Consider the following 21094-nt stretch of genomic DNA (forward strand, 5'->3'; position numbering starts at 1 on the left):
GGGGCTAGTCGCGCCGCGAGCGCAGCGCGCTCAGCCGCTTGCTCAGTCGGCTGCGCCGCAGCTTCGGCCGGCTGCCCGACTCCACGGTGCGCTCGATGTGTTCCGCGCCGAAGCGGTTGAGCAGCAGGTCGTCGACGATGCGCACCTGCCCCGGGGCGAAGGCGTAGTTGAGGGTGGTCGAGACGGCCTCGATGTCGGCGGCGTTGGTCAGCTCGGCGAGCTCGGAGACGTTCTCGATGTCGTGGGCGCGCAGCAGCTCCAGCAGGAAGCGGTAGTCCTCCAGGCGGGAGACGGGGAAGCGGCTGCCCAGCAGCACGGTGAGGACGCCCGGCAGGGTCTCGGGGGTGAGCTCGGCATCCACGTCGGTGTCGACCTTCTGCTGCGGGTGGGTCACCCCGGCGATCTGGTCGAACTGCTGGTCGGCGAGCTCGATGAGCCCGGCGGCGAGGGTGAATGCCCGGTCGACCTGGGGGTCGGGCGCCGCCCCGCGGGCGCGCTTGTAGCGGATGTCGTGCTCGAACTCCGCCCAGGCGTGCTGCAGCACGGTGCGGATCTGCACCTCGAAGACGGTCCCGGCGTAGCTTTCCAGCCCCTCCGTCTTCTCGGTCACGCGCAGCACGAGGTGGTGGGAGCCGTAGCCGAACCCGCCGGAGACGCGGGTCTCCTGCGCCTTGTCCACGCTGCGGATCACCTCGAACGCGTCCGCCACGATGTCCAGCACCGCCGGAATCTCCGTGGAGTGCAGGACCGTGATGCGCGCGCCGATGACGTCGCGGATGTCGTGCCACGGGTCGGGGTAGACCGGCGCGCCGTCGCGCATCTTGCGCGCCTTCGCCTTGAGCGAGGGCCACGACTTGATGCGCACGTCGATCCGGTCGAAGTTGATGCCGGCGTCGCCGAGCAGCTCGGCGAGGGCCTGCTCGAAGGAGGTGGAGGCGTCGGGGTGGGCGTCGAGCCAGGCGAAATAGGTGGAGCCGAGCCGCGCGATGACGGCGTCGGGCACCTTCGGCCCCTTTGAGCCCTTCGCGCTTGCCGACGCCTTAGCCCTTCCGCGTTCGTTCTTCATCGCGCCCGCGCCTACAGCGCCACCGCGGCGGTGAGGTGCTCGGAGACGAGCAGTGCGGTCGGGAGGGTGGCGAGGATCTCCGACACGCGCGCCTCGCCCTCGTAGCTGCGGCCTGTGAGCCTGTCGACCCACACGCCCTCCGGCAGCGTCACGGTGGTCTCGCCCCACCCGCCGCGCTCCTCGAGCTGGAGGGGGTAGCGCGTTGCCAGGGCGATGACGGCGAGGCCGGCGTCGCCGCGCACGCCGCCGTCGCCGCGGGCGATGCCCACGAGGTGAGACTCCGCCTCGCCGACGGCGAAGACTGCCTGGTGCTCGCCGGAGAGGAAGACGTCGGGGTGCTCGCGGCGCAGCGCCAGTGCCTCGCGCACCACCGCCAGCTTGGCGCGGTCGATGTGCTCCGCGAGGTGGGGGTAGGCTCCCGTCCCGGGCGCGTCGTGGGAGGGGGCGGCGTCATTGGACGCGGGGGCGAGGAATCGCTCGAGGGCGCCGTCCTCGCCCGACTGCCGGGCCTCCGTGTACAGGTCCAGGATCTGGGAGCGGCTGGTGAAGTCCACGAACCTCCTGTTGTCCGGGTCGACTAGCGACAGGTCCAGGAATTCCTGGCCCTGGTAGGTGTCGGGCACGCCCGCGCCGGTGAGCTGCAGCATCTTCCGGCCCAGCGAGACCTGGATGGCCCCGCGGTGCAGCCGCGCGACGAAGTCGGTGATGAGGCTCGTGGCCGGGCCGTAGAGCAGGGCGTCGACCCATTCGGTGATCGCCTTCTCGAAGGCCGCGTCCTGGTCGAACCAGGTTGTGTTCAAACCGGCCTCGCGGCTCGCCTTCACAGCGTAGGCGTGCAGGCGCTCGGCCAGCGCCGGAGTGATGGCGCCGTCGTGCGGCCACACACCCAGGAGGTTCTGGATGAGGAAGTGGCCCGCTCCCGAATCCGGGGCGGGGACAATCGCGCTGACCTGGCGGACGAGCTCCGCGAACTCGTTGGGCACTTCGGTGATCTCGATGATGCGGGCACGCGTGTCCTCGGTGCGCTTCGTGTCGTGCGTGGTCAGCGTGCTCATCGCCTGCGGCCACAGGTTCGCCCGCTCCTGCTGCAGGAGGTGGAACTCGGCCGCCGAGACCCCGAAGCGGCCCGGCGCGCCGCCGACCTCCTGCAGCGCCACGAGGCGGCTGGCGCGGTAGAAGAGCGTGTCCTCCACGCCCTTGGCCATGATGGCGCCGCAGACCTGGGCGAAGCGCGTCTTCGCCTCACCGTTGGCCAGCAGAGCGGCGGAGATGAGGTCGAGGGCGTCGCTTCGCGAGGGGAACCTGCGCGCCATCTCCGCCACCACGGAGGAGGTGATGCGCGACAGCGAAATGTAGTCCGCGCGGTAGACGGGGATCGCCGCCACGAGTTCGATGAGGGTGGAGGTCAACTCCTCGTCCGAGACGGTGGTGCCTGCCGTCGAGAAGTTGTCGCGCCGGATGGCGCGGGTGAGCCGGCGGATCTCGGCGGCGAGCTCGCTGTGGGCCACATCGCGCTTGAGCTGGTGCTCGGCCGCTTCGATCGCCCCCTCGTCCCAGGTCGAGCCCGTCTGCTGGAGGGCCAGCATGCTCAGCGCGTCCTCGGCGGAGCGCTCCACGAAGATACCGTCGAGCTCGCGCAGGGCGTCGTAGCCGGTGGTCCCGTCGACGGACAGGCGGGGGTCGAGCGGCTCGTTGACACCGAGGATCTTCTCCACGACGAGCCAGCGCCCCTCGCCGATCAGGTCGCGCAGGCGGGTGAGGTAGTTGAAGGGGTCGGTCAGTCCGTCCGGGTGGTCGACGCGGATGCCGTCGATGAGGTCCTCGCCGATGAGCTGGCGCAGCACGCGGTGGGTCTGCTCGAACACCAGCGGATCCTCCTGGCGCACCCCGGCCAGGCCGTTGACGGAGAAGAAGCGGCGGTAGGAGATGACCCCGTCGCGCCAGTACATCAGCTTGTAGTGCTGGCGCCCGTAGACCTCGAGCGGGTCGTCGTCGAGGCTGTCGTAGGAACCGGGGGCGAGCGGGAAGTAGTTCTCGTAGTACTTCAGCACGTCCTCGCCCTCGAGGCCGTCCTCGCCGTCCAGGTGGACCAGCTCGAAGAGCGATTCGTCGCCCTCCTGCCCCAACACGGGCAGGCCGAGCTTTCCGCCGGCACCGTTGTCCTCGTGCCAGTCGATGTCGAAGTACATCTCGAACTCGGAGTCGCGGCCGTTCTTCAGCACGTCCCACCACCACCTGTTCAGGCGCGGGTTCTCCACGCCGAGGTGGTTCGGCACGATGTCGAGCACGATGCCCAGCCCCGCCTCGTGCGCGGCGGCGGCCAGCTCGCGCAGGCCCTCGATGCCCCCCAGCTCCGGGTTGACCAGCGTCGGGTTGGTCACGTCGTAGTTGTGGTTGGATTCCTTCACCGAGGCGAAGATGGGGGAAAGGTACAGGTGCGACACCCCGAGCGAGCGCAGGTAGGGGATGAGAGCCTTCGCCTCCCCGAACCCGAAGCGCCGCCCCGACGGGTCGGCGTGGGCCCCCCTGAGCTGCAGGCGGTAGGTCGAGGTGATCGGGCGGCGCATGACTGGTCCTCCGTGTCCCTTCTTCAGGCTGTTCGTCGGCCCGGCAGTTCCGGGCTCACCCTAGGCAACCTTAGTGGCGCGGGCGGACACGGTGCCGCAGAACAAGGGAAAGCCCAGGGAGTAGCGCATGACCGCCCACCCGTCCACCGCGGCGGGGAGGTCGCCGACTACCGCGTCGACCACCACAAGCCGGCGGCAGTCGGGGCTGAGGTAGAGCAGGCCCGCGGACGGCCGCAGCAGGGATTCGAAGTGCCGGTGCAGCGCGCTGAACAGCAGTGGGTGGGCCAGCCAGCGCGCGACCTCGCCGCGCGCCTCCAGGCCCGGGGGCGCGCCCGCGCCGAGGATGGCGGCGGCGGGGCGCACCCAGAACTCGGCCCCCTCTGAGGCCCCGGCGTCGAGCAGAACCCGCTCCGCCGCCCGGTTCCAGGCCTGGTGCACGGTCAGGCCGCTCTCCCCGACGTCGCGCAGCGCCGCGACCGAGCCGTCGGGCGCGGCCAGCGCGCACGCGAGCCCGGGAGACAGCGAGACGAAGGCCGCGCCGGAAGGCAGGGAGCCGGCGTGGCAGAGGCGGGGCAGGAACGCGGCAGTGCGGGTGGAATCGGCAGCGAGGGCGAGGGCGGGGGGCGTCATGCCCTCCTTAGACTGCCGCGCTGGCCCGCCGGTTCCCGGGAGGGCCGGATTGAGGTTGAGAGAGGTTTAGAAGGGCGGGTGCTCGGCGAGGCCGAGGGCGTCGAGAAGCTTCTCGGCGGGCCAGATCTCGATGTCCTGGCCCTTCTCCATCAGCTCCCGGGCGCGCTTTTCCTTGGAGGTCATCGTGGCCCACTCCCCCGCGACGAGCAGCGTGGTCTTCTTGGTCACGTTCTTGCCCACGGTTGCGCCCTGCTCGGCGATGCCCGCCCACAGCGTGCCCTTGTCATAGGGCTCGAACTCCCCGGTCAGGGTCACGTTCTGCCCGTAGAGCGGGGCGTTCAGGTCGGCATCGGGATTCGGCTCGGGAACGGTGTCGGGCGTGGCGACAGACTGCCACGGCGCCGGGCCCCGAGAAGGCTTTTTGCCCTCCTGGTTGCTCCCGCGCGGCGCCGCCACGGCCTCGGCCACGGCGCTTGTCGACGCCCCACGCGCCGCTCCCGCCTGCAGCGCGCGCGCCGCCCCGGAGCGATCGCGCAGCACGGGGGTGACGCGCTCGGCGGTGACCGAGCCGAGGGCGAAGCCGGTGTCGTGGACGAAGCTCATCAGCGAGCCCTCGTGCCCGGCGGCGCGGGCGAGCTCGACCATGATCCCCGCGCAGGCGGCGGCATCGGCCCCGGCGTCGTGGTGAGCCTCGAGCGGAACACCGAAGTGCTCGGCGAGCGTGGGCAGCTTGTGGTTGCGCACGTCGAGCCGGCTCGCCCTCGTCTGCGCCAGCGTGCAGGCGAACAGCACCGGGGGTACGTCGCGGCCGGAGGCGAGGCAGGCGTCGCGCAGGGCGCTCGCGTCGAACTGCGCGTTGTGCGCGACCACGGGCAGGTCGCCCACGAACTCGGTGAAGCGCTCCACCAGGTCGCCGAAGCGGGGTTGGCCGGCGACGCCCTCGGCCGTGATGCCGTGGATGGACAAGTTGAACGGGTCGAAATCGTCCAGCCCGGGAGGGGGAGTGCACAGCCAGGTGGCGCGTTCGGTCTCCTCGCCGTCGACGATCCTGACTAGGCCGATCTGGCAGATGGACCCCCAGCGCTGGTTCGCCGTCTCCACGTCGAAGCCGACGAAGCTGAAGCCCGGGATGCCCGCCTTCCCGGCGGGGGCAGCCTGGTCGGGCGCGGCGCCGTGCCGGGCGGCGTCGAGAAGCGAAAGAAGCTCCGCGGGCCCCTCCTCGTCGCCTGGGCCGAAGGCGACCTCGGCCGCGGCGGGCTCGCCGGCGAGCAGCAGCTCGACCACGCCGCCGTCCCAGGAATCGGGCTCGCGCACGACGGCTGCCTTCTCGATGTCCGCGACCGGGATGCGCCGCTCGCCCCCGGCGCCCGTCAGCGCGGCCGTCAGTGGCGTCGGCTGGAGGATGAGGGCGGTGTTGGTCACCGAGACGGTGGCGCCGTGTACGGAAATCACGTGTGCTACTCCTGGGAACTTGAAAAGGCGCGGGGGATGCTCCGGCACATCCTACCCGCGCCCCGGCTCCGTCCGGTTAGACGGCGGAGAGTTCGTCGTCCTCCGCCGCGGCCTGGCCGGGCTCGTCGAAGACAGGCGGGTCGATCTGCTTGAGCACCACCGTCGAGCGCGCCGGCACCGTCTTCGTCCCACCGGCGGGGATGTTCTCCTTCTCCGCGGGGTAGCCGAGCGGCTTGGTGGTGTCGATGAGCACCTCCCAGGTCGAGCCGAGCGTCTGGTCGGGCAGCGTGAACTCGATGTCCTCGTAGTGGGCGTTGAACATGAGGATGAACGAGTCGTCCACGATGCGCTGCCCGCGCCGGTCGGCTTCGGAGATGGCGTCGCCGTTGAGGTAGGCCATGAGCGCCTTGCCGAAGGCGAAGTCCCAGTCCTCCTGCTTCATCAGCTTGCCCGAGGGCACGAGCCAGGCGATCTCGCGGCCGTTGGCGTCCTTGCCCAGGGCGCCACCCTCGAGGAAGCGGCGGCGGCGGAACACCGGGTGCCGCTTGCGGATGGCGATGAGCCGGCGGGTGAAGTCGTGCAGCTCCTCGGCGATGTCCAGGTGCTCCCAGTTCATCCAGGCCAGCTCGTTGTCCTGGCAGTAGACGTTGTTGTTGCCGTTCTGGGTGCGGGCGAACTCGTCGCCGTGCGCGATCATCGGCGTGCCCTGGGACAGCAGGAGGGTGGTGAGGAAGTTGCGGCGCTGCTGGGCGCGCAGCTGGGCGATCTCCGGGTCGTCCGTCGGGCCCTCCACGCCGCAGTTCCACGAGCGGTTGTGGCTCTCGCCGTCGCGGTTGTCCTCCCCGTTGGCCTCGTTGTGCTTCTCGTTGTAGGAAACGAGGTCGTTGAGGGTGAACCCGTCGTGGGCGGTGATGAAGTTGATCGAGGCGGTCGGGCGGCGCCCGTTGTGCTGGTACAGGTCGGAGGAGCCGGTGAGGCGGGAGGCGAACTCGCCGAGGGTGGCGGGCTCACCGCGCCAGAAGTCGCGCACCGTGTCGCGGTACTTGCCGTTCCACTCGCTCCACAGCGCCGGGAAGTTGCCCACCTGGTAGCCGCCCTCGCCGACGTCCCAGGGCTCTGCGATGAGCTTGACCTGGGAGACGACGGGGTCCTGCTGGCAGAGGTCGAAGAAGGTGGCCAGGCGGTCGACGTCCGAAAACTCGCGCGCCAGGGTGGAGGCGAGGTCGAAGCGGAAGCCGTCGACGTGCATCTCGGTGACCCAGTAGCGCAGGGAGTCCATGATGAGCTGCAGCGAGTGCGGGTCTCGCACGTTCAGGGAGTTGCCGGTGCCCGTGTAGTCCATGTAGTGGAACTTGTCGCCGTCGACGAGCCGGTAGTAGGCCTCGTTGTCGATGCCGCGGAAGGCGATGGTGGGGCCGAGGTGGTTGCCTTCGGCGGTGTGGTTGTAGACCACGTCGAGGATGACTTCGATGCCCGCCTCGTGGTAGGCGCGCACCATGCCCTTGAACTCCGCGACGGCGTCACCGGGCCGCGAGGAAGAGGCGTAGTTGTTCTCCGGGGCGAAGAAGCCGAAGGTGTTGTAGCCCCAGTAGTTGCGCAGGCCCAGGTCGCGCAGGCGGTCGTCCTGGAGGAACTGGTGGACGGGCAGGAGCTCGACGGAGGTGATGCCGAGGTCGGTGAGGTAGTCGATCATCGCGGGGTGCGCCATGCCGGCGTAGGTGCCGCGCAGGTTCTCCGGGATGTCCGGGTGGGTCTGCGTCATGCCCTTGACGTGGCACTCGTAGATGATGGTCTCTTCGTCCGGGATGTTGGGGTTGCGGTCATCGCCCCAGTCGAAGAAGGGGTTGATCACCACGGAGAGCATCGTGTGGCCCAGCGAGTCCTCCTCGTTGCGGCCGGTGCCCGGCTCTTCTGCGTGAATGTCGTACGAGAACAGGGAGGAGTGTTGGTCGAAGTCGCCGTCGAAGGCCCGTGCGTAGGGGTCGACGAGCAGCTTGGAGGGGTCGCAGCGCTTGCCGTTGTGGGGGTCCCACGGCCCGTGCACGCGGTAGCCGTAGCGCTGGCCGGGTGTCACGCCGGGCAGGTAGGCGTGCCACACGAAGTTGTCCACTTCTTCCAGCGCGACGCGGGTTTCGGCGCCCTCGTCGTCGATGAGGCACAGCTCCACCTTCTCCGCGACGGAGGAGAAGAGGGCGAAATTGGTCCCCGCGCCGTCGTAGGTGGATCCGAGCGGGTAGGAGGATCCGGGCCAGACAGCGTAGGCCGGGGCCGGTGCGGCGTTGAGGTCAGTCATGGGGGTTTATCGTATAGGAAAAGCCCCGCGCCGCTGACTCCGCAGACATCGCCGATTCCGCGCCCGCCGAGCGCAGGCCCGCGAGGAGGAAGCCGATCGCCTTATCGACGCCACCTTCCTCCCCAGGTTCGCCCGCGGCGCCGCGCCCGCCCGTCGCCTGCGCCAACTGCGTCGTCGACTGGTGCACGTAGGCCGCACCCAGGGTCATGTGCATGAGCCCCTCCGCCGCGGCAGCCGCGTCCTCCGGCCGGGCCCCGGGGCGCTCGCCCTCCACGGCGGCGAGTAGGGCGTCCAGCAGCTGGCGCGCGACGGGCGAGGCGGGCTGGGACACCGCTGCGATGACCACCTCGGCGCCGTCGCGGTGGGCGAGCAGCTCGCGGCGCAGACGGGCGCAGAAGTCGGAGGCAGTGGCACTGGCAGTGGCGGGGGTGCCGGCGTGGCCGGGGGCCTCGAAAAGCGGCTCGAGGATGAGTGCGGCGAGGTTGGAGATGAGCTCCTGCTTGTTCTCAATGTGCCAGTACAGTGCGCCCGGGGCGACGCCGAGGGCTGTGGCGATTCGGCGCATCGAGACGTCGGCGAGACCGTACTCGTCCAGGATACCGAGGGCGACCTGGCTGATCGATCCGCGGGAGAGCTGCATGAGGGTAGACATTACCGGGGAAGTGGCCCGTGAGACATCCTCACAGGGATTGTGCAGATTATTGTCATGGCTGGCCAACGGCCCGAGCAGAATAACTGTGTTGACTGTTCGGAGCTATCACGTGGTGTTGTCCACAAACATCCTCCCAAGGAGATCTTCGCAATGCTTACCACCCGTACGACCCGCTCCGCCGCTGCTGCGGCCTCCGTCGTCGCCCTCGCCCTTGGACTTGCCGCCTGCGGCTCCGAGGAGGGGGCCGCCTCCGGCGGCCTGTCCACCGCCGCGTCCGCGAGCACGGCGAACGCGGCCGGGAAGACCGGGGAGCAGGGTACGGATGGTGCGGGCGACGAGGCCAAGGCGAACGAAGCGGAGAAGTCCGGGGAGGCCAAGGACGCCTCCGGCGAGGCGGCCCCGCCGTCGATGAAGAACCCCCTCGAGGATCCCAACATGACGGTGCCCAGCCACGAGCCGCTGCAGGGTGGCAAGCCCGGCGCCGACTCCGACCGCGAGGAGATGCAGCGCACCGTGCATGCGGCGATGAACCCGGGCAGCTATGAGAAGTGGACCCGCGCGCTGATGGAGAACTCATGCCGCAAGGTGACCGATCCCATCCAGGCCGAGCTCGACCGCATGGGCATGACCCTCGATCAGGTCGAGCAGACCGCCCGCCTTCAGCAGGAGGCGGGGGACGCCATCGAGATGCCCGCCACCGAGGTCACGCTCGACGACGTCCGGATCGAAGGCAACCGGGCATCCGCCTCCGTCACGGCGACCAACGCCAACGGCACGGAGACCCAGACCCAGATCTTCGAGCGCGAGGACGGGCGCTGGAAGCTCTGCAACTAAGCCCCTGCGACTCATCACTGCACCCAATCGGCGCCTCTGCGGTGCGGGACTGGGCCGCCGGGGTAGACGCGCACTAGCGTAGGGCGACATGACCGTTTCGCCCACGCGCACCGACACCGCCGCCCGCCAGGACCGGGAAACCCGAGACGCTGATGCAACTAACGCCCGCGCCCGACGCCGGGTAAGCCCCGTGGGGGCGGGCGCGGGTCTGCTCGTCGTCGCGCTGGCGGTGGGCAGCCTGGTCGGCGCGGTGTGGGGGTGCCTGCGCCCCGGCTACGAGGCGGTGGTGCGGGACGGTGACATCGTGGTGGACCTGGCGGCCAGCCCGGACAACGTCGATTTCGCCTCCTTCGGGTGGTTCGCCATCCTCACGGGCCTGCTCGGTCTCGCGCTCGCCGTGGGCGCCTACGCCCGCGCTGGCGGAGCCGTGTCGGCGGGGATGCTCGCCTGGGTCTTCGTCGCGGCCGGGGCGGGGGCGTTCGCGGTGCACACCTTCGGCGTGTGGTCCGCAGGGTTCGTCTCCGACACCCCCGGCCACGGGGAGGTGGCGGAGGGGGCGCGCTTCCACATCGTCCCGCCGCTGCACCCCGGCGTCGGGTGGCTGTCCGGCCCGTTCGTGGCGACGCTGACGTACTGGATGCTCGCGCTCGTCTCCACGGTCGACGGCCCGGGCACCGACGAGGACAGGAAAGAGGACTAGGGCCCGGCCGCTACTGCCCGGCTGAGGGCCAGTTCACCACCGTCGCCCCCTGGCTCTGGGTGCTGATTGCGTCAACGGCGCCGAGGACGGCGACGAGCGAGGTGAGCACATAGTTGTCCAGCTGGTGCGGCGTGAGCCCCGCGCTGATCAGGCAGGTGGTCTCCACATGCACGTGGAGGTGGTCGTCCATCTCGTGGAGGTAGGCCCTCAGCCCCTCCGACTTCTCGTTGACGCTGTTGCACATCAGCCACAGGGGGAGGAACCCGGAGCGCGGGTCCCGCCCGGAGTCCCACATGGAGGTGACACGGGCGTAGGCCTCCCCGTCGATGCACACCGCGAAGGGTACGCCGTTGACCCCGGTGGCGATGACCTCCTCCGGCGTCAGCGCGTAGGCGAAATCGAGGGTGTCGAAGGCGTCCTCGAACTCCGGGATGCCCACCTGGCGGCACACCCCCGCGCCAGCCGCCCGGTCGAAGGGGGAGTAGAGGTCGGGCACGTCGCCCACGTCGAGCTCGCCGCCGCGGGGCAGGTGCCGCTCGCAGGGGTGGCGGCCGAGGAGAGCCTCGGCGTCCTGGGCGCGCGAGAGCGTCGGCGGCAGCGGGTGGTCGAAGCCCGCGGGCAGGAAGCGCTCGCGCAGCTGGAGGGAGAACGCGGCCATGTGCTCGAGGGCGTCGGCGAGCTCCTGCAGCAGCTGCTCGTCGCTCAGCCCGTACTTGATCCGGATGCCGGAGCGCAGATGCACGTCGATGTCGCCCGAGTCGGCCAGCCGGTAGGAGGCGGTCGGGCCGACCCGGTCGTGGTTCCACGTGTTGAGGAAGCGGGCGAGCGCGGTGCCGTACTCGAAGTCGACGGGGATGCGCTGCTGGCAGTCGCCGACCAGCATGAGGGGCTTTTCGTGGCTCACCCAGAACGACGCGATGTGGCTGTAGGCGGGCACGACAACCCGGTCGGTCCGTTCGAGGGGCTCGAAGCCCAGGCCGCGCAGCGCGTCGGCGACCCGAGGTAGCGTGACCTCCGCGACGTCCTCGCCGATGCCGGGCGGGCCGCCGCGGGCGCCGTGTTTGCCCATCTCCGCCTCCTCGGATGGCTGTCTTCCGCGGTGATCGGAGCGCGCCGCAGCCGGGGTGCCACTCGGCGCGCGTCTCTCGGCATCAAAGCGTACCAGCCCGCGACGGCCCCGACGGCCGGGGCCGCGGCGCCAAAGCCTACAATGACAGGGGAAAACACCTGACCACGCGGGCGAGCGTGGGGACGAGCCGGGAGGACGAAATGCTGAACGTGATCGATCTCAGGGGGCACAGGCCCACCACCTCCGAGCTGCGCCGGGTCCTGCCGCGCGGCGGGGTGGACGTCAACGCCGTCCTCCCGACGGTGACGCCGATCGTCGAGGACGTGCGCGCCCGCGGTGCCGAGGCGGCGCTGGACTACGGGGAGAAGTACGACCGGGTGCGACCGGAGGCCGTGCGGGTGCCCGGGGACGTCGTGAAGCGTGCCGTCGAGGGCCTCGACCCGCAGGTGCGCGCGGCTCTCGAGGAGTCGATCCGCCGCATCCGCGCCGTCCACGCCGAGCAGAAGCCCGCCGCGCACACGACAACGCTCGGCCCCGGTGCAACCGTCACCGAGGTCTTCCTGCCCGTGCGCCGCGTGGGCCTCTACGTCCCCGGCGGCAAGGCGGTCTACCCCTCGAGCGTGCTCATGAACGTCATCCCTGCCCAGGAGGCGGGGGCGGAGTCGATGGTGGTGTGCACCCCGCCGCAGGAGGAGTTCGGCGGCTGGCCCCACCCGACGACGCTGGCGGCGTGCGCGCTGCTGGGCATCGAGGAGATGTGGGCCGTCGGCGGGGCGCAGGCCATCGCGCTGATGGCCTACGGCGACGACGCGGCCGGCCTCGAGCCGGTGGACAAGGTCACCGGCCCAGGCAACATCTTCGTCGCCGCCGCGAAGCGCGTGGTCAACGGGGTCGTGGGCATCGACGCGGAGGCCGGGCCGAGCGAGATCGCGGTGCTCGCCGACGCCACCGCCGACGCCACTTTCGTCGCCGCCGACCTGATCTCGCAGGCCGAGCACGACGAGCAGGCGGCCTCCGTGCTCATCACGGATTCCGCGGAGCTGGCCGAGGCGGTCGCCGCGGAGGTGGAGCGCCTCGCGGCGCGCACCCTGAACTCGGAGCGCGCCGGCTCCGCCCTCGGCGGGAAGCAGTCCGGTATCGTGCTTGTCGACGATCTGGAGACCGCCGTCGCCGCGACCAACGCCTACGCCCCGGAGCACCTCGAGATCCACACGCGCAGCCCGCGGGAGGTCGCGGGGCGCATCGCCAACGCCGGCGCGATCTTCGTCGGCGCCTACTCGCCGGTGCCGCTGGGCGACTACGCGGCGGGCTCGAACCACGTGCTGCCCACGTCGGGCACGGCGCGCTTCACCGCGGGGCTGACCACCCACACCTTCCTCAAGCCGGTGAACCTCATCGAGTACGACCGCACCGCCCTCGAGGAGGTCGGCCCGCACATCATCGCGCTCGCCGACGCGGAGCAGCTGCCCGCCCACGGCGAGGCGATCAAGGCCCGCGGCATCGACGCCGCACAGGACGGGGAGGAGAAGTAGATGCACTTTTTCGCAGACAACACGCTGGCCGCCGGCACGACGCTGGGCGAGCTGCCGCTGCGCGAGGAACTGCGCGGCAAGTCCGCCTACGGCGCGCCGCAGCTCGAGGTCCCGGTGGCGCTGAACACCAACGAGAACCCGTACCCGCCCTCGCAGGAGCTCGTCGACGACCTCGTCGCTGAGGTGGCTCGGCTCGGCTCGACGCTGAACCGCTACCCGGAGCGCGACGCCGTCGAGCTGCGCGACGACCTCGCCGCCTACGTCTCGGCCCAGACCGGGGTGACGGTCACCCGCGACAACGTGTGGGCGGCCAACGGTTCGAACGAGGTGCTGCAGCAGCTGCTCCAGGCGTTCGGCGGCCCGGGCCGCAGCGCGATGGGCTTCACCCCGAGCTACTCGATGCACCCGATCCTCTCGGCTGGAACGCAGACGGAGTTCATCTCCGTGCCCCGCGGGCGGGACTTCCGCATCGACGTGGACGCGGCGCTCGCCGCGATGTCCGAGAAGCGCCCCGACATCGTCTTCGTCACCACCCCGAACAACCCGACCGGCGACGTCACCGCGCTCGCCGACATCGAGCGTATCGTCCGCGCCGCGCCGGGGATCGTCATCGTCGACGAGGCCTACGCGGAGTTCTCCGACTCGCCCTCGGCGCTCACTCTGCTGCAGCACTACCCCGCCAAGCTGGTGGTCTCGCGCACGATGTCCAAGGCCTTCGACTTCGCGGGAGGGCGCCTCGGCTACTTCGTGGCCGCCCCCGCGTTCATCGAGGCCGTGATGCTGGTGCGCCTGCCCTACCACCTGTCGGTGCTCGCCCAGGCGGCGGCGCGGGTGGCGCTGCGTCACTCGGGGGAGACGCTGGCGACCGTCGACAAGCTTGCCCGCGAGCGCGAGCGCGTCCAGGCGGGGCTGACCGACCTTGGCTACGATGTGGTGCCGAGCGAGTCGAACTTCCTCTTCTTTGGGCATTTCGACGACTCGCACGAGGCGTGGCAGGCTTTCCTCGACCGCGGGGTGCTCGTGCGCGACGTGGGGGTGGAGGGTTACCTGCGGGTGACCATCGGCCTGGACAAGGAAAACGACATCTTTTTGGCTGCAGCGAAGGACGTGAAACATGGCTGAACGCATCGGCACGGCGACCCGGACAACCTCCGAGTCCGACATCACCGTGGAAATCAACCTCGACGGCTCGGGCCGCGTTGACGTCGACACGGGGCTGCCGTTCTTCGACCACATGCTCACCGCCTTCGGCACCCACGGCGCCTTCGACCTCACCGTCCGCGCCAAAGGTGACACGCACATCGACGCCCACCACACCGTCGAGGACACCGCCATCACGCTCGGCTGGGCGCTTCTCGACGCCCTGGGGGACAAAAAGGGCATCCGCCGCTTCGGCTCCTGCCTCCTGCCCATGGACGAGACCCTGGTCGAGGGCGTGGTGGACATTTCGGGCCGGCCGTACTTCGTGATGAACGGCGAGCCCGAGCACATGCAGTGGCAGATCATCGGCGGGCACTACGCCACGGTGATCAACCGGCACTTCTTCGAGACGCTGGCCGCGAACTCGCGGATCACCCTGCACGTCAACGTGCGCTACGGCCGCGACCCGCACCACGTCACCGAGGCCGAGTACAAGGCCGTGGCCCGCGCCCTGCGCGCCGCCGTGGAGAAGGACCCGGAGCTGCGCGGCGTGCCCTCGACCAAGGGCGCGCTGTAGGTCCGGCTGGGGCGCCGCCAGCCGCCGCGACGACTTTTCGGAACATTTAGTGAGAACAATTTTTGGGGAGGTGCGTTGATGTCGCGCGGACGCTCTGCGGGAGTGCTGACACCCGCCGAGGTCGAATCCGTCACCAGCCCGTGGCAGGCCCGCGGGCTGAAACCGGCTCTGGTGGCCGTCGCAGCGGCTTTCGGGGCCTGGGCGCTGCTGCTTCCGGTGGTGCCCACGGCCGTGCTGGACGCGGGCGGCTCCGAGACGCTGGCCGGCGCCAGCACGGGTCTGTTCATGCTCTCGACCGTGCTCACCCAGCTCTTCATGCCGCAGCTGCTGCGCCGCTTCGGCTACCGCACGGTCATCGCGGTGTCCTCGCTGCTGCTGGGGCTGCCGGCCCTCGGCTTCATCATCGGCATGGACGCGCCGGTGGTCATCGCCGTCAGTCTGGTGCGCGGCAGCGGCTTCGGCGCGCTGAGCGTGGCTGAGGCGGCCATTATCGCCGAGCTCGTTCCGACGCGGCTGCTGGGGCGGACCACCGGGATCTTCGGCGCCTGCGTCGGCGCCGCGCAGATGACCTCCCTGCCGCTGGGCCTGTGGCTCTCGGGGCAGATCGGGTACTCGCTGGTCTACGTCCTGGCCACCGCGATCGGGCTGATCGGGCTGGTGGTGTGCCTGCTCATCCCGACGATCCCGCCGCACGTGCCCGACGAGGGCGAGCTCAGCGCCGTCCACGTGCCCACCTGGCGCCTCGTGGCGGTGCCCATGATCGCGCTGACGTTCGTCACCACCGCCTACGGCGCCGTGACGAACTTCCTGCCGGTCAGCGTGCGCATCCTCGACCCGGCGGCCGGCGCCGCGTTCGCGGGCGTGCTGCTGTCGGTGATGAACTTCGCGGCGATGGTGGCCCGCTACTTCGCCGGGATGGTCTTCGACCGCCGCGGCCTGCCCGGCACGGTCATGATCCCCTTCCAGGTTGCGGCCGCGGCCGGCATCCTGCTCATTTCCGGGGTGCTGCTCGCCGACGTCTCCGTCTGGTGGCTCGTGCCCGCGGCAATCCTCTACGGCGCCGGGTTCGGCGCGGTGCAGAACGAGTCGCTGACCCAGCTCTTCTACCGCCTGCCCCGCTCCAAGGTCTCGGAGGCCTCGGCGATGTGGAACATCGCCTTCGATTCGGGTACCGGCATCGGCTCGCTCGTCTACGGCATGCTGCTGGGGTACATGACGGTCGGCCCGATGTACGCGGTCGCCGGGGCGGTCATCCTCATCGGCGTGCTCGTGACCATGACCGACCGCACGCTCGGGCGCCACCGCGTCGTGGAGGTCAACAACCTCGCTGTGCGCCTGCGCTCGGTGCAAGCCCCCCCGCTTCTACAAGAGCGGCGGGCGCTAAACTACGCAACCATGACCCGCGCCAGCACCCACGCTCCCCGGCCCCACGTCGCCCTGCTCGATTACGGGGCGGGCAACCTCCGCTCTGCCCAGCGCGCCCTCGAGCACGTCGGCGCGGAGGTGGAGGTCACGCGCGACGCAGCCCTCGCCACGGAGGCGGACGGACTCGTCGTGCCCGGCGTGGGGGCCTTCGACGCCTGCATGCGCGGGCTGCGCGCCGTCAACGGGCCCCGGATCGTCGGCCAGCGCCTCGCCGGGGGGCGGCCGGTGCTGGGCATCTGCGTGGGGCTGCAGGTAATGTTCGAGAGCGGCGTCGAGCACGGCGTGGACACCCAGGGAATGGGGGAGTGGCCGGGGGTCGTCGAGAAGCTGCGTGCCCCCGTGCTTCCCCACATGGGGTGGAACACCGTGGACATCGCGGAGCGCTCGCGGATGTTCGCCGGGTGCGACGACACGACGCGGTTCTACTTCGTCCACTCCTACGGCGTGCAGCGCTGGGAGATGGAGGCCGACGAGTTCATCGCCGCCCCGAAGGTGTCGTGGGCGGAGCATGGCGAGAGCCGCTTCGTCGCGGCGGTGGAGAACGGCCCGCTGTGGGCGACGCAGTTCCACCCGGAGAAATCGGGGGACGCGGGCCTGCAGCTGCTGAGAAACTGGGTCGACACCCTCCGATAGGATGGCGGTCATGGACTTCACACTTCTTCCCGCGGTCGACGTCGTAGACGGCCAGGCGGTGCGCCTCGACCAGGGCGAGGCGGGGACGGAAAAGAGCTACGGCTCGCCCCTCGAGGCGGCCCTGAACTGGCAGGAGCAGGGGGCCGAGTGGCTCCACTTCGTCGACCTCGACGCCGCCTTCGGGCGCGGTTCGAACCACGAGCTCATGGCGGAGATCACCGGCCGGCTCGACATCAACGTGGAGCTGACCGGCGGGATCCGCGACGACGCCTCGCTCGAGCGGGCGCTGGCGACGGGCGCACGGCGCGTCAACATCGGCACCGCGGCGCTACGCAACCCCGAGTGGACGGCCGAGGCGATCGCGCGCCACGGCGACAAGATCGCCATCGACATCGCCGTGCGCGAGGAAAACGGCCAGTGGCGCACCAAAGGCGAGGGGTGGACGGCCGACGGCGGCGACCTCTGGGAGGTCCTCGAGTTCTTCGACAGCGCAGGGTGCCGCCGCTTCGTGGTCACCGACGTCAGCCGGGACGGCACGCTCACCGGCCCCAACGTCGAGCTGCTTCGCGACGTCTCCGCGGCGACCGACGCCATGGTCACCGCCTCCGGGGGCATCGCCACGCTGGAGGACGTCGTCGCCCTGTCGGGCTACGTGGAGGAGGGCATCGACTCGGCGATCATCGGCAAGGCGCTCTACGAGTCCCGCTTCACGCTGCGCGAGGCGCTCGACGCCGTGGGAAACGCATAAAACAGTCCTATAGATCGCGCTGAAAGGGTAGGGTGACGCTATGGATTCCAATGCCCGCTACCTCGAGATCGCGGAGGAGATCGTCGCGGAGGCGCGCGAGCTGTTCGTCTCCCACCTCGGGGCCGCACCGGCCCTGTTCAAGGGTGGCGGGGACTTCGCCACCGAGGCCGACGTGGCGATCGAGACCCTGCTGCGCCGCAAGCTCACCGCGGCGACGGGCATCCCCGTCTACGGGGAGGAGCAGGGCGGAAACCTGAACAACGAGGCGTGCTGGGTGGTCGACCCGATCGACGGCACCTCCAACTACTCCTCGGGCAACCCGAATTGCTCCATCCTCGTCTCGCTGCTGCACCGCGGCCAGCCGGTGGTCGCCATCACCGAGATCCCCCTGCTGAACATGCACCTGACCGCCATCGAGGGCGAGCCCGTGCACCTCAACGGCCGGGCGCTGCCGCGCCTGCGCCCGGACAGCCACGCCGCCGCGCAGGTCGGCGTCGGGTCCGTGCGTTCCCCCAACTCGCAGCGCTACCCGGCGGACCTGCGCCTGGACGTGATGGCCACCCTGTCCGAGACGAACCTGCGCCCGCGCATCTCCGGATCCGTGGGGGTGGACTTCGCCTTCGTCGCCCAGGGCATTTACCAGGCGGCGGTGAGCTTCTCGCCGCACCTGTGGGACAACAGCGCCGGAATCCTGCTGGCGCGCAGCGCCGGGGCGGTCGTGACGGGCCCGGACGGCGAGCCGTGGACGATGCGCTCCATCGGCGCGATTGCGGGGACGGCGCGGGCCCACCGGGTGGCCCTGAGTACGATGAAGTCCGTCGCCTCCTCGTGATGCTGTGACTCTGGGCCACTGTGTCCCTTGTGTCACGAGGGGAATGTCATGCCCGCGGGCCGCGCCCGCGCGGCCCGGTAGCTAGGTGGAAGGATTCGGTGCCCGCCGTGGGAGTCTCCGTTCGTGTAATTCCGTGTCTCGACGTCGATGACGGCCGCGTGGTCAAGGGCGTCAACTTCGAGAACCTCCGCGACGCGGGCGACCCCGTGGAGCTGGCGAAGCGCTACGGCGAGGAGGGCGCCGACGAGCTGACCTTCCTCGACGTCACCGCCTCCCGGCAGGGCCGCGGCACGATGCTCGAGGTGGTGCGCCGCACCGCCGACCAGGTCTTCATCCCCCTCACCGTCGGCGGCGGGGTGCGCACCGCCGAAGACGTGCGCGAGCTGCTGCTCGCCGGGGCGGACAAGGTCAGCGTGAACACCGCCGCGATCGCGGAACCGACGTTGCTGCGCACGCTGTCGGAGGAGTTCGGCGCTCAGTGCATCGTCCTGTCCGTCGACGCCCGCCGCGTGCCCGAGGGCGGCCAGCCGCAGCCCTCTGGCTTCGAGGTCACCACCCACGGCGGCACCCGCTCCGCCGGCATCGACGCCGTGGAGTGGGCCCGCACCGGCCAGGACCTGGGCGTCGGCGAGATCCTCCTTAACTCGATGGACGGTGACGGCACGAAGTCGGGCTTCGACCTCGAGCTGATCCGCGCGGTGCGCGCCGCAGTGACCATCCCCGTCATCGCCTCGGGCGGCGCCGGGGCCGCTGAGCACTTCCCGCCGGCCGTGGAGGCGGGGGCGGACGCCGTGCTGGCGGCCTCGATCTTCCACTTCGGGGAGGTCTCCATCGGCGAGGTCAAGCAGGCCCTGCGCGAGGCGGGGGAGGTCGTGCGGTGACGGCAACGCACAACGGTTCGCAGAACCCGGCCGACTACGAGCTCGACCCGGCCATCGCCGCCCGCCTGAAGCGCAACGACGCCGGCCTCGTGCCCGCGATCGTGCAGGAGGAGGGCACCGGCGACGTGCTCATGATGGCGTGGATGGACGACCACGCGCTCGCCCACACCCTGGCCACCCGCCGGGGCACCTACTACTCGCGGTCCCGCGGCGAGTACTGGATCAAGGGCCTGACCAGCGGGCACACCCAGGAGGTCACCGACGTCCGCCTGGACTGCGACGGCGACACCCTCCTCCTGCGCGTCCGGCAGGTCGGCGGTGCGTGCCACACCGGGGACCACTCCTGCTTCGACGCCGACGAACTCCTTGCAAGGGGAAACGATGACTGAGAAGACCACCTCGCCCGCACCGTCCAAGGGCTTCACCCGCCCCGGCGCCGCGCTCCTCGCGGCCGGGGGCGTGCTCGTGGCGGGTTTCACCCGCCTGAGCTGGATGACGGCCACCTACTTCGACGACCGCGCGGGGGGAGGTGACGTCGAGGTCACCGGCGCCGACTGGTCCACCGAGGCCTCCGCCGTCTCGCTGCTCTTCATCGTCGCCGCGATCGCGGTGCTCGCTTTACGACGCCTCGGCCGCCGCATCGTCGGGGCCGTCGCCGCCGTGGCCGCCCTCGGCGCCCTCGTCGCCCCCGTCACGCTCCTGGCGCGCGGGGCGGACGTCGACCGGGTCCACGCGATCCTGACCGCGGGCTACGAGGAGATGCAGTCGCGCTCCGACGCCATCCCGGGCTGGGCGCAGATCACGGAGGTCACCCTGCACCCGGTGAACCCGGCGCTCGTGGCCCTGGGGTGCGTGCTCGCCGCGCTGGGTGGCGCGCTTGTCGCGCTGCGCCCCGGCGAGGACTCCGCGAAGCTGAACAAGTACGAGACGGAGGCGGTACGCCGCGAGAAGATCGAGGAGGACCTCACCTCCAGCCCCGACTCGGGCCGGGTGATGTGGGACGCGCTCGACGCCGACCTCGACCCCACCGACCCCGCCGACCCCGCCGACCCCGCCGACTCCACCGACCCCGCCGACTCCACCGACCCTGGCACACGCCGCTGAGCGCGCTCAGCACATCGTTTACCCCCGTGCGATTTCGCCGCCGCCTGGCCTGGGGATACGCTTAAGCCAGGTATGTACTCGTTGCCTCCGACGGGAGGGGTGGTGGAGATGCAGGCTGCCGGCGCGCTCGACAGCGTGGTTGCCGCGGTGCTTCGTGACGTCGCGAAGCGCGAAGCCAAGGTGCCCTTTCAGGAGATCAAGGCGCGCTCGCGGGACATGGAACCCACCCGCGACGCGCGCGGCGCGCTGCTTCGCTCGGGCTGCGGCGTCATCGTGGAGATCAAACGCAATTCCCCCGTCTACGGGCCCACCACGTCCTTCACGGCGTCGGGGCAGACGGTGGAGGATGTGGCCGGCGCCATTGAGGACGGCGGCGCCCATCTCATCGCCTGCCAGACCGAGCAGCTTCGTTTCGACGGCTCCCTGGCCGACATGTCCGCCGCCCGCGCCGCGGTGCGCCTGCCGATGGTGTGCCGCGATGTGGTGGTCGACCCGTACCAGATCCACGAGGCCCGCTGCTACGGCGCCGACATGATCCCGCTGCAGGTGGGGATCCTGGACCAGCACCGGCTGGAGGCGCTGCTGGACCGCGCTGAGAGCCTGGGCATGGAGGTCATGGCGGAGGTGCGCACCCCCGAGGACGCCGACCGGGCGCTGCGGGCCGGGGCGAGCATCGTTGCGGTGAACTCCTGGTCCTTCGACACGAACTCGCTCAACCGCCACGCCTTCGCCGACATCGCGCCCGGCCTGCCCACCGAGGTGCTGAAAATCAGCCTCGGCGGGGTGCGCAACGCCCGCGACCTCATCGACGCCGCCGCCTCCGGCGCCGACGCGGTCCTCGCCGCGGAGGCCGTGATGAGCCAGGACGACGTCCTCGCCGCCACCCGCCGCCTCGCGGCCGCCGGGCAGCACCCGGCCTGCCCCTCGCGCACCTGAGGCACCCGTAACGTGCCGGTGCG

The 21094-nt window shown here is 70.6% G+C and carries 19 protein-coding genes and 1 pseudogene; 13 read left to right on the forward strand and 7 right to left on the reverse strand.

Annotated features, from left to right (window positions below):
* Positions 1–4 precede the first annotated feature (4 nt).
* The 6 genes from DYZ02_RS10570 to DYZ02_RS10595 form a co-directional block, all read right to left on the reverse strand.
* The gene (locus DYZ02_RS10570; RefSeq protein ID WP_115686212.1) at positions 5–1003 is read right to left on the reverse strand and encodes a GTP pyrophosphokinase; all 999 of its coding nucleotides are present in this window, start codon (positions 1001–1003) and stop codon (positions 5–7) included.
* Positions 1004–1077: 74 nt separating this feature from the next.
* On the reverse strand, positions 1078–3633 hold the full coding sequence (gene treY / locus DYZ02_RS10575) for a malto-oligosyltrehalose synthase (RefSeq protein WP_115686213.1): 2556 nt from the start codon (positions 3631–3633) through the stop codon (positions 1078–1080).
* Between the two features lie 60 nt (positions 3634–3693).
* On the reverse strand, positions 3694–4263 hold the full coding sequence (locus DYZ02_RS10580; protein WP_115686214.1) for a hypothetical protein: 570 nt from the start codon (positions 4261–4263) through the stop codon (positions 3694–3696).
* Between the two features lie 66 nt (positions 4264–4329).
* The gene (locus DYZ02_RS10585) at positions 4330–5715 is read right to left on the reverse strand and encodes an exonuclease domain-containing protein (protein ID WP_115686215.1); all 1386 of its coding nucleotides are present in this window, start codon (positions 5713–5715) and stop codon (positions 4330–4332) included.
* A gap of 76 nt (positions 5716–5791) precedes the next feature.
* Positions 5792–8008 carry a glycogen debranching protein GlgX gene (gene glgX / locus DYZ02_RS10590; RefSeq protein ID WP_115686216.1) on the reverse strand — a complete coding sequence of 739 codons (2217 nt, stop codon included), beginning with the start codon at positions 8006–8008 and terminating at the stop codon, positions 5792–5794.
* Positions 8001–8648: a TetR/AcrR family transcriptional regulator gene (locus DYZ02_RS10595; protein ID WP_115686470.1), complete on the reverse strand. Its 648-nt coding sequence runs from the start codon at positions 8646–8648 to the stop codon at positions 8001–8003. Before DYZ02_RS10595 ends, glgX begins: the two co-directional genes overlap by 8 nt.
* A gap of 162 nt (positions 8649–8810) precedes the next feature.
* On the opposite strand from DYZ02_RS10595, the gene DYZ02_RS10600 reads away from it, so the two are divergent.
* Both DYZ02_RS10600 and DYZ02_RS10605 read left to right on the forward strand, forming a co-directional pair.
* Positions 8811–9494 (forward strand): hypothetical protein, encoded by a 684-nt coding sequence (locus DYZ02_RS10600; RefSeq protein ID WP_115686217.1) that lies wholly within the window; start codon positions 8811–8813, stop codon positions 9492–9494.
* 88 nt (positions 9495–9582) lie between these two features.
* The gene (locus tag DYZ02_RS10605; protein WP_147291509.1) at positions 9583–10194 is read left to right on the forward strand and encodes a hypothetical protein; all 612 of its coding nucleotides are present in this window, start codon (positions 9583–9585) and stop codon (positions 10192–10194) included.
* Positions 10195–10204: 10 nt separating this feature from the next.
* Here the strand turns inward: DYZ02_RS10605 and DYZ02_RS10610 are convergent, their stop codons facing one another.
* Positions 10205–11263 carry a YbjN domain-containing protein gene (locus DYZ02_RS10610; RefSeq protein WP_115686219.1) on the reverse strand — a complete coding sequence of 353 codons (1059 nt, stop codon included), beginning with the start codon at positions 11261–11263 and terminating at the stop codon, positions 10205–10207.
* A 200-nt stretch (positions 11264–11463) separates the two neighbouring features.
* On the opposite strand from DYZ02_RS10610, the gene hisD reads away from it, so the two are divergent.
* From hisD to DYZ02_RS10665, 11 genes and pseudogenes are all read left to right on the forward strand, one after another.
* Entirely contained in the window at positions 11464–12795 is a 1332-nt protein-coding gene (gene hisD / locus DYZ02_RS10615) for a histidinol dehydrogenase (RefSeq protein ID WP_115686220.1), read from the forward strand.
* Positions 12796–13917, forward strand: coding sequence for a histidinol-phosphate transaminase (locus DYZ02_RS10620; RefSeq protein ID WP_115686221.1), 1122 nt, complete (start codon positions 12796–12798; stop codon positions 13915–13917). It begins immediately after the preceding gene.
* On the forward strand, positions 13910–14512 hold the full coding sequence (gene hisB, locus DYZ02_RS10625) for an imidazoleglycerol-phosphate dehydratase HisB (protein WP_115686222.1): 603 nt from the start codon (positions 13910–13912) through the stop codon (positions 14510–14512). The genes DYZ02_RS10620 and hisB overlap by 8 nt, the downstream gene beginning before the upstream one ends.
* Before the next feature lie 78 nt (positions 14513–14590).
* Positions 14591–15634: pseudogene (locus DYZ02_RS10630) on the forward strand (MFS transporter); the annotation flags it as partial.
* Positions 15635–15907: 273 nt separating this feature from the next.
* Positions 15908–16570 carry an imidazole glycerol phosphate synthase subunit HisH gene (hisH, locus tag DYZ02_RS10635; RefSeq protein WP_115686471.1) on the forward strand — a complete coding sequence of 221 codons (663 nt, stop codon included), beginning with the start codon at positions 15908–15910 and terminating at the stop codon, positions 16568–16570.
* A 10-nt stretch (positions 16571–16580) separates the two neighbouring features.
* Complete coding sequence (priA, locus tag DYZ02_RS10640; protein WP_115686223.1) at positions 16581–17318, forward strand: bifunctional 1-(5-phosphoribosyl)-5-((5-phosphoribosylamino)methylideneamino)imidazole-4-carboxamide isomerase/phosphoribosylanthranilate isomerase PriA; 738 nt, start codon at positions 16581–16583, stop codon at positions 17316–17318.
* Positions 17319–17358: 40 nt separating this feature from the next.
* Complete coding sequence (locus DYZ02_RS10645; RefSeq protein WP_115686224.1) at positions 17359–18150, forward strand: inositol monophosphatase family protein; 792 nt, start codon at positions 17359–17361, stop codon at positions 18148–18150.
* 107 nt (positions 18151–18257) lie between these two features.
* Positions 18258–19031 carry an imidazole glycerol phosphate synthase subunit HisF gene (gene hisF / locus DYZ02_RS10650; protein ID WP_115686225.1) on the forward strand — a complete coding sequence of 258 codons (774 nt, stop codon included), beginning with the start codon at positions 18258–18260 and terminating at the stop codon, positions 19029–19031.
* Positions 19028–19420 carry a phosphoribosyl-AMP cyclohydrolase gene (hisI, locus tag DYZ02_RS10655; RefSeq protein ID WP_115686226.1) on the forward strand — a complete coding sequence of 131 codons (393 nt, stop codon included), beginning with the start codon at positions 19028–19030 and terminating at the stop codon, positions 19418–19420. The genes hisF and hisI overlap by 4 nt, the downstream gene beginning before the upstream one ends.
* Positions 19413–20135, forward strand: a complete 723-nt coding sequence (locus tag DYZ02_RS10660) for a TIGR02234 family membrane protein (RefSeq protein WP_115686227.1) — start codon at positions 19413–19415, stop codon at positions 20133–20135. The genes hisI and DYZ02_RS10660 overlap by 8 nt, the downstream gene beginning before the upstream one ends.
* Before the next feature lie 108 nt (positions 20136–20243).
* Positions 20244–21071: an indole-3-glycerol phosphate synthase TrpC gene (locus DYZ02_RS10665; RefSeq protein WP_115686473.1), complete on the forward strand. Its 828-nt coding sequence runs from the start codon at positions 20244–20246 to the stop codon at positions 21069–21071.
* Positions 21072–21094 lie beyond the last annotated feature (23 nt).

It is taken from the genome of Corynebacterium senegalense (genome assembly GCF_900411315.1).
Taxonomy (GTDB): Bacteria; Actinomycetota; Actinomycetes; order Mycobacteriales; family Mycobacteriaceae; genus Corynebacterium; species Corynebacterium senegalense.

Coding starts and splice junctions, on each gene's coding strand:
- treY (WP_115686213.1), bottom strand. CDS start 3,633: ATGCGCCGCCCGATCACCTCGACCTACCGCCTGCAGCTCAGGGGGGCC.
- DYZ02_RS10580 (WP_115686214.1), bottom strand. CDS start 4,263: ATGACGCCCCCCGCCCTCGCCCTCGCTGCCGATTCCACCCGCACTGCC.
- glgX (WP_115686216.1), bottom strand. CDS start 8,008: ATGACTGACCTCAACGCCGCACCGGCCCCGGCCTACGCTGTCTGGCCC.
- DYZ02_RS10595 (WP_115686470.1), bottom strand. CDS start 8,648: ATGCAGCTCTCCCGCGGATCGATCAGCCAGGTCGCCCTCGGTATCCTG.
- DYZ02_RS10600 (WP_115686217.1), top strand. CDS start 8,811: ATGCTTACCACCCGTACGACCCGCTCCGCCGCTGCTGCGGCCTCCGTC.
- DYZ02_RS10605 (WP_147291509.1), top strand. CDS start 9,583: ATGACCGTTTCGCCCACGCGCACCGACACCGCCGCCCGCCAGGACCGG.
- DYZ02_RS10610 (WP_115686219.1), bottom strand. CDS start 11,263: ATGGGCAAACACGGCGCCCGCGGCGGCCCGCCCGGCATCGGCGAGGAC.
- hisD (WP_115686220.1), top strand. CDS start 11,464: ATGCTGAACGTGATCGATCTCAGGGGGCACAGGCCCACCACCTCCGAG.
- DYZ02_RS10620 (WP_115686221.1), top strand. CDS start 12,796: ATGCACTTTTTCGCAGACAACACGCTGGCCGCCGGCACGACGCTGGGC.
- hisB (WP_115686222.1), top strand. CDS start 13,910: ATGGCTGAACGCATCGGCACGGCGACCCGGACAACCTCCGAGTCCGAC.
- hisH (WP_115686471.1), top strand. CDS start 15,908: ATGACCCGCGCCAGCACCCACGCTCCCCGGCCCCACGTCGCCCTGCTC.
- priA (WP_115686223.1), top strand. CDS start 16,581: ATGGACTTCACACTTCTTCCCGCGGTCGACGTCGTAGACGGCCAGGCG.
- DYZ02_RS10645 (WP_115686224.1), top strand. CDS start 17,359: ATGGATTCCAATGCCCGCTACCTCGAGATCGCGGAGGAGATCGTCGCG.
- DYZ02_RS10660 (WP_115686227.1), top strand. CDS start 19,413: ATGACTGAGAAGACCACCTCGCCCGCACCGTCCAAGGGCTTCACCCGC.
- DYZ02_RS10665 (WP_115686473.1), top strand. CDS start 20,244: ATGCAGGCTGCCGGCGCGCTCGACAGCGTGGTTGCCGCGGTGCTTCGT.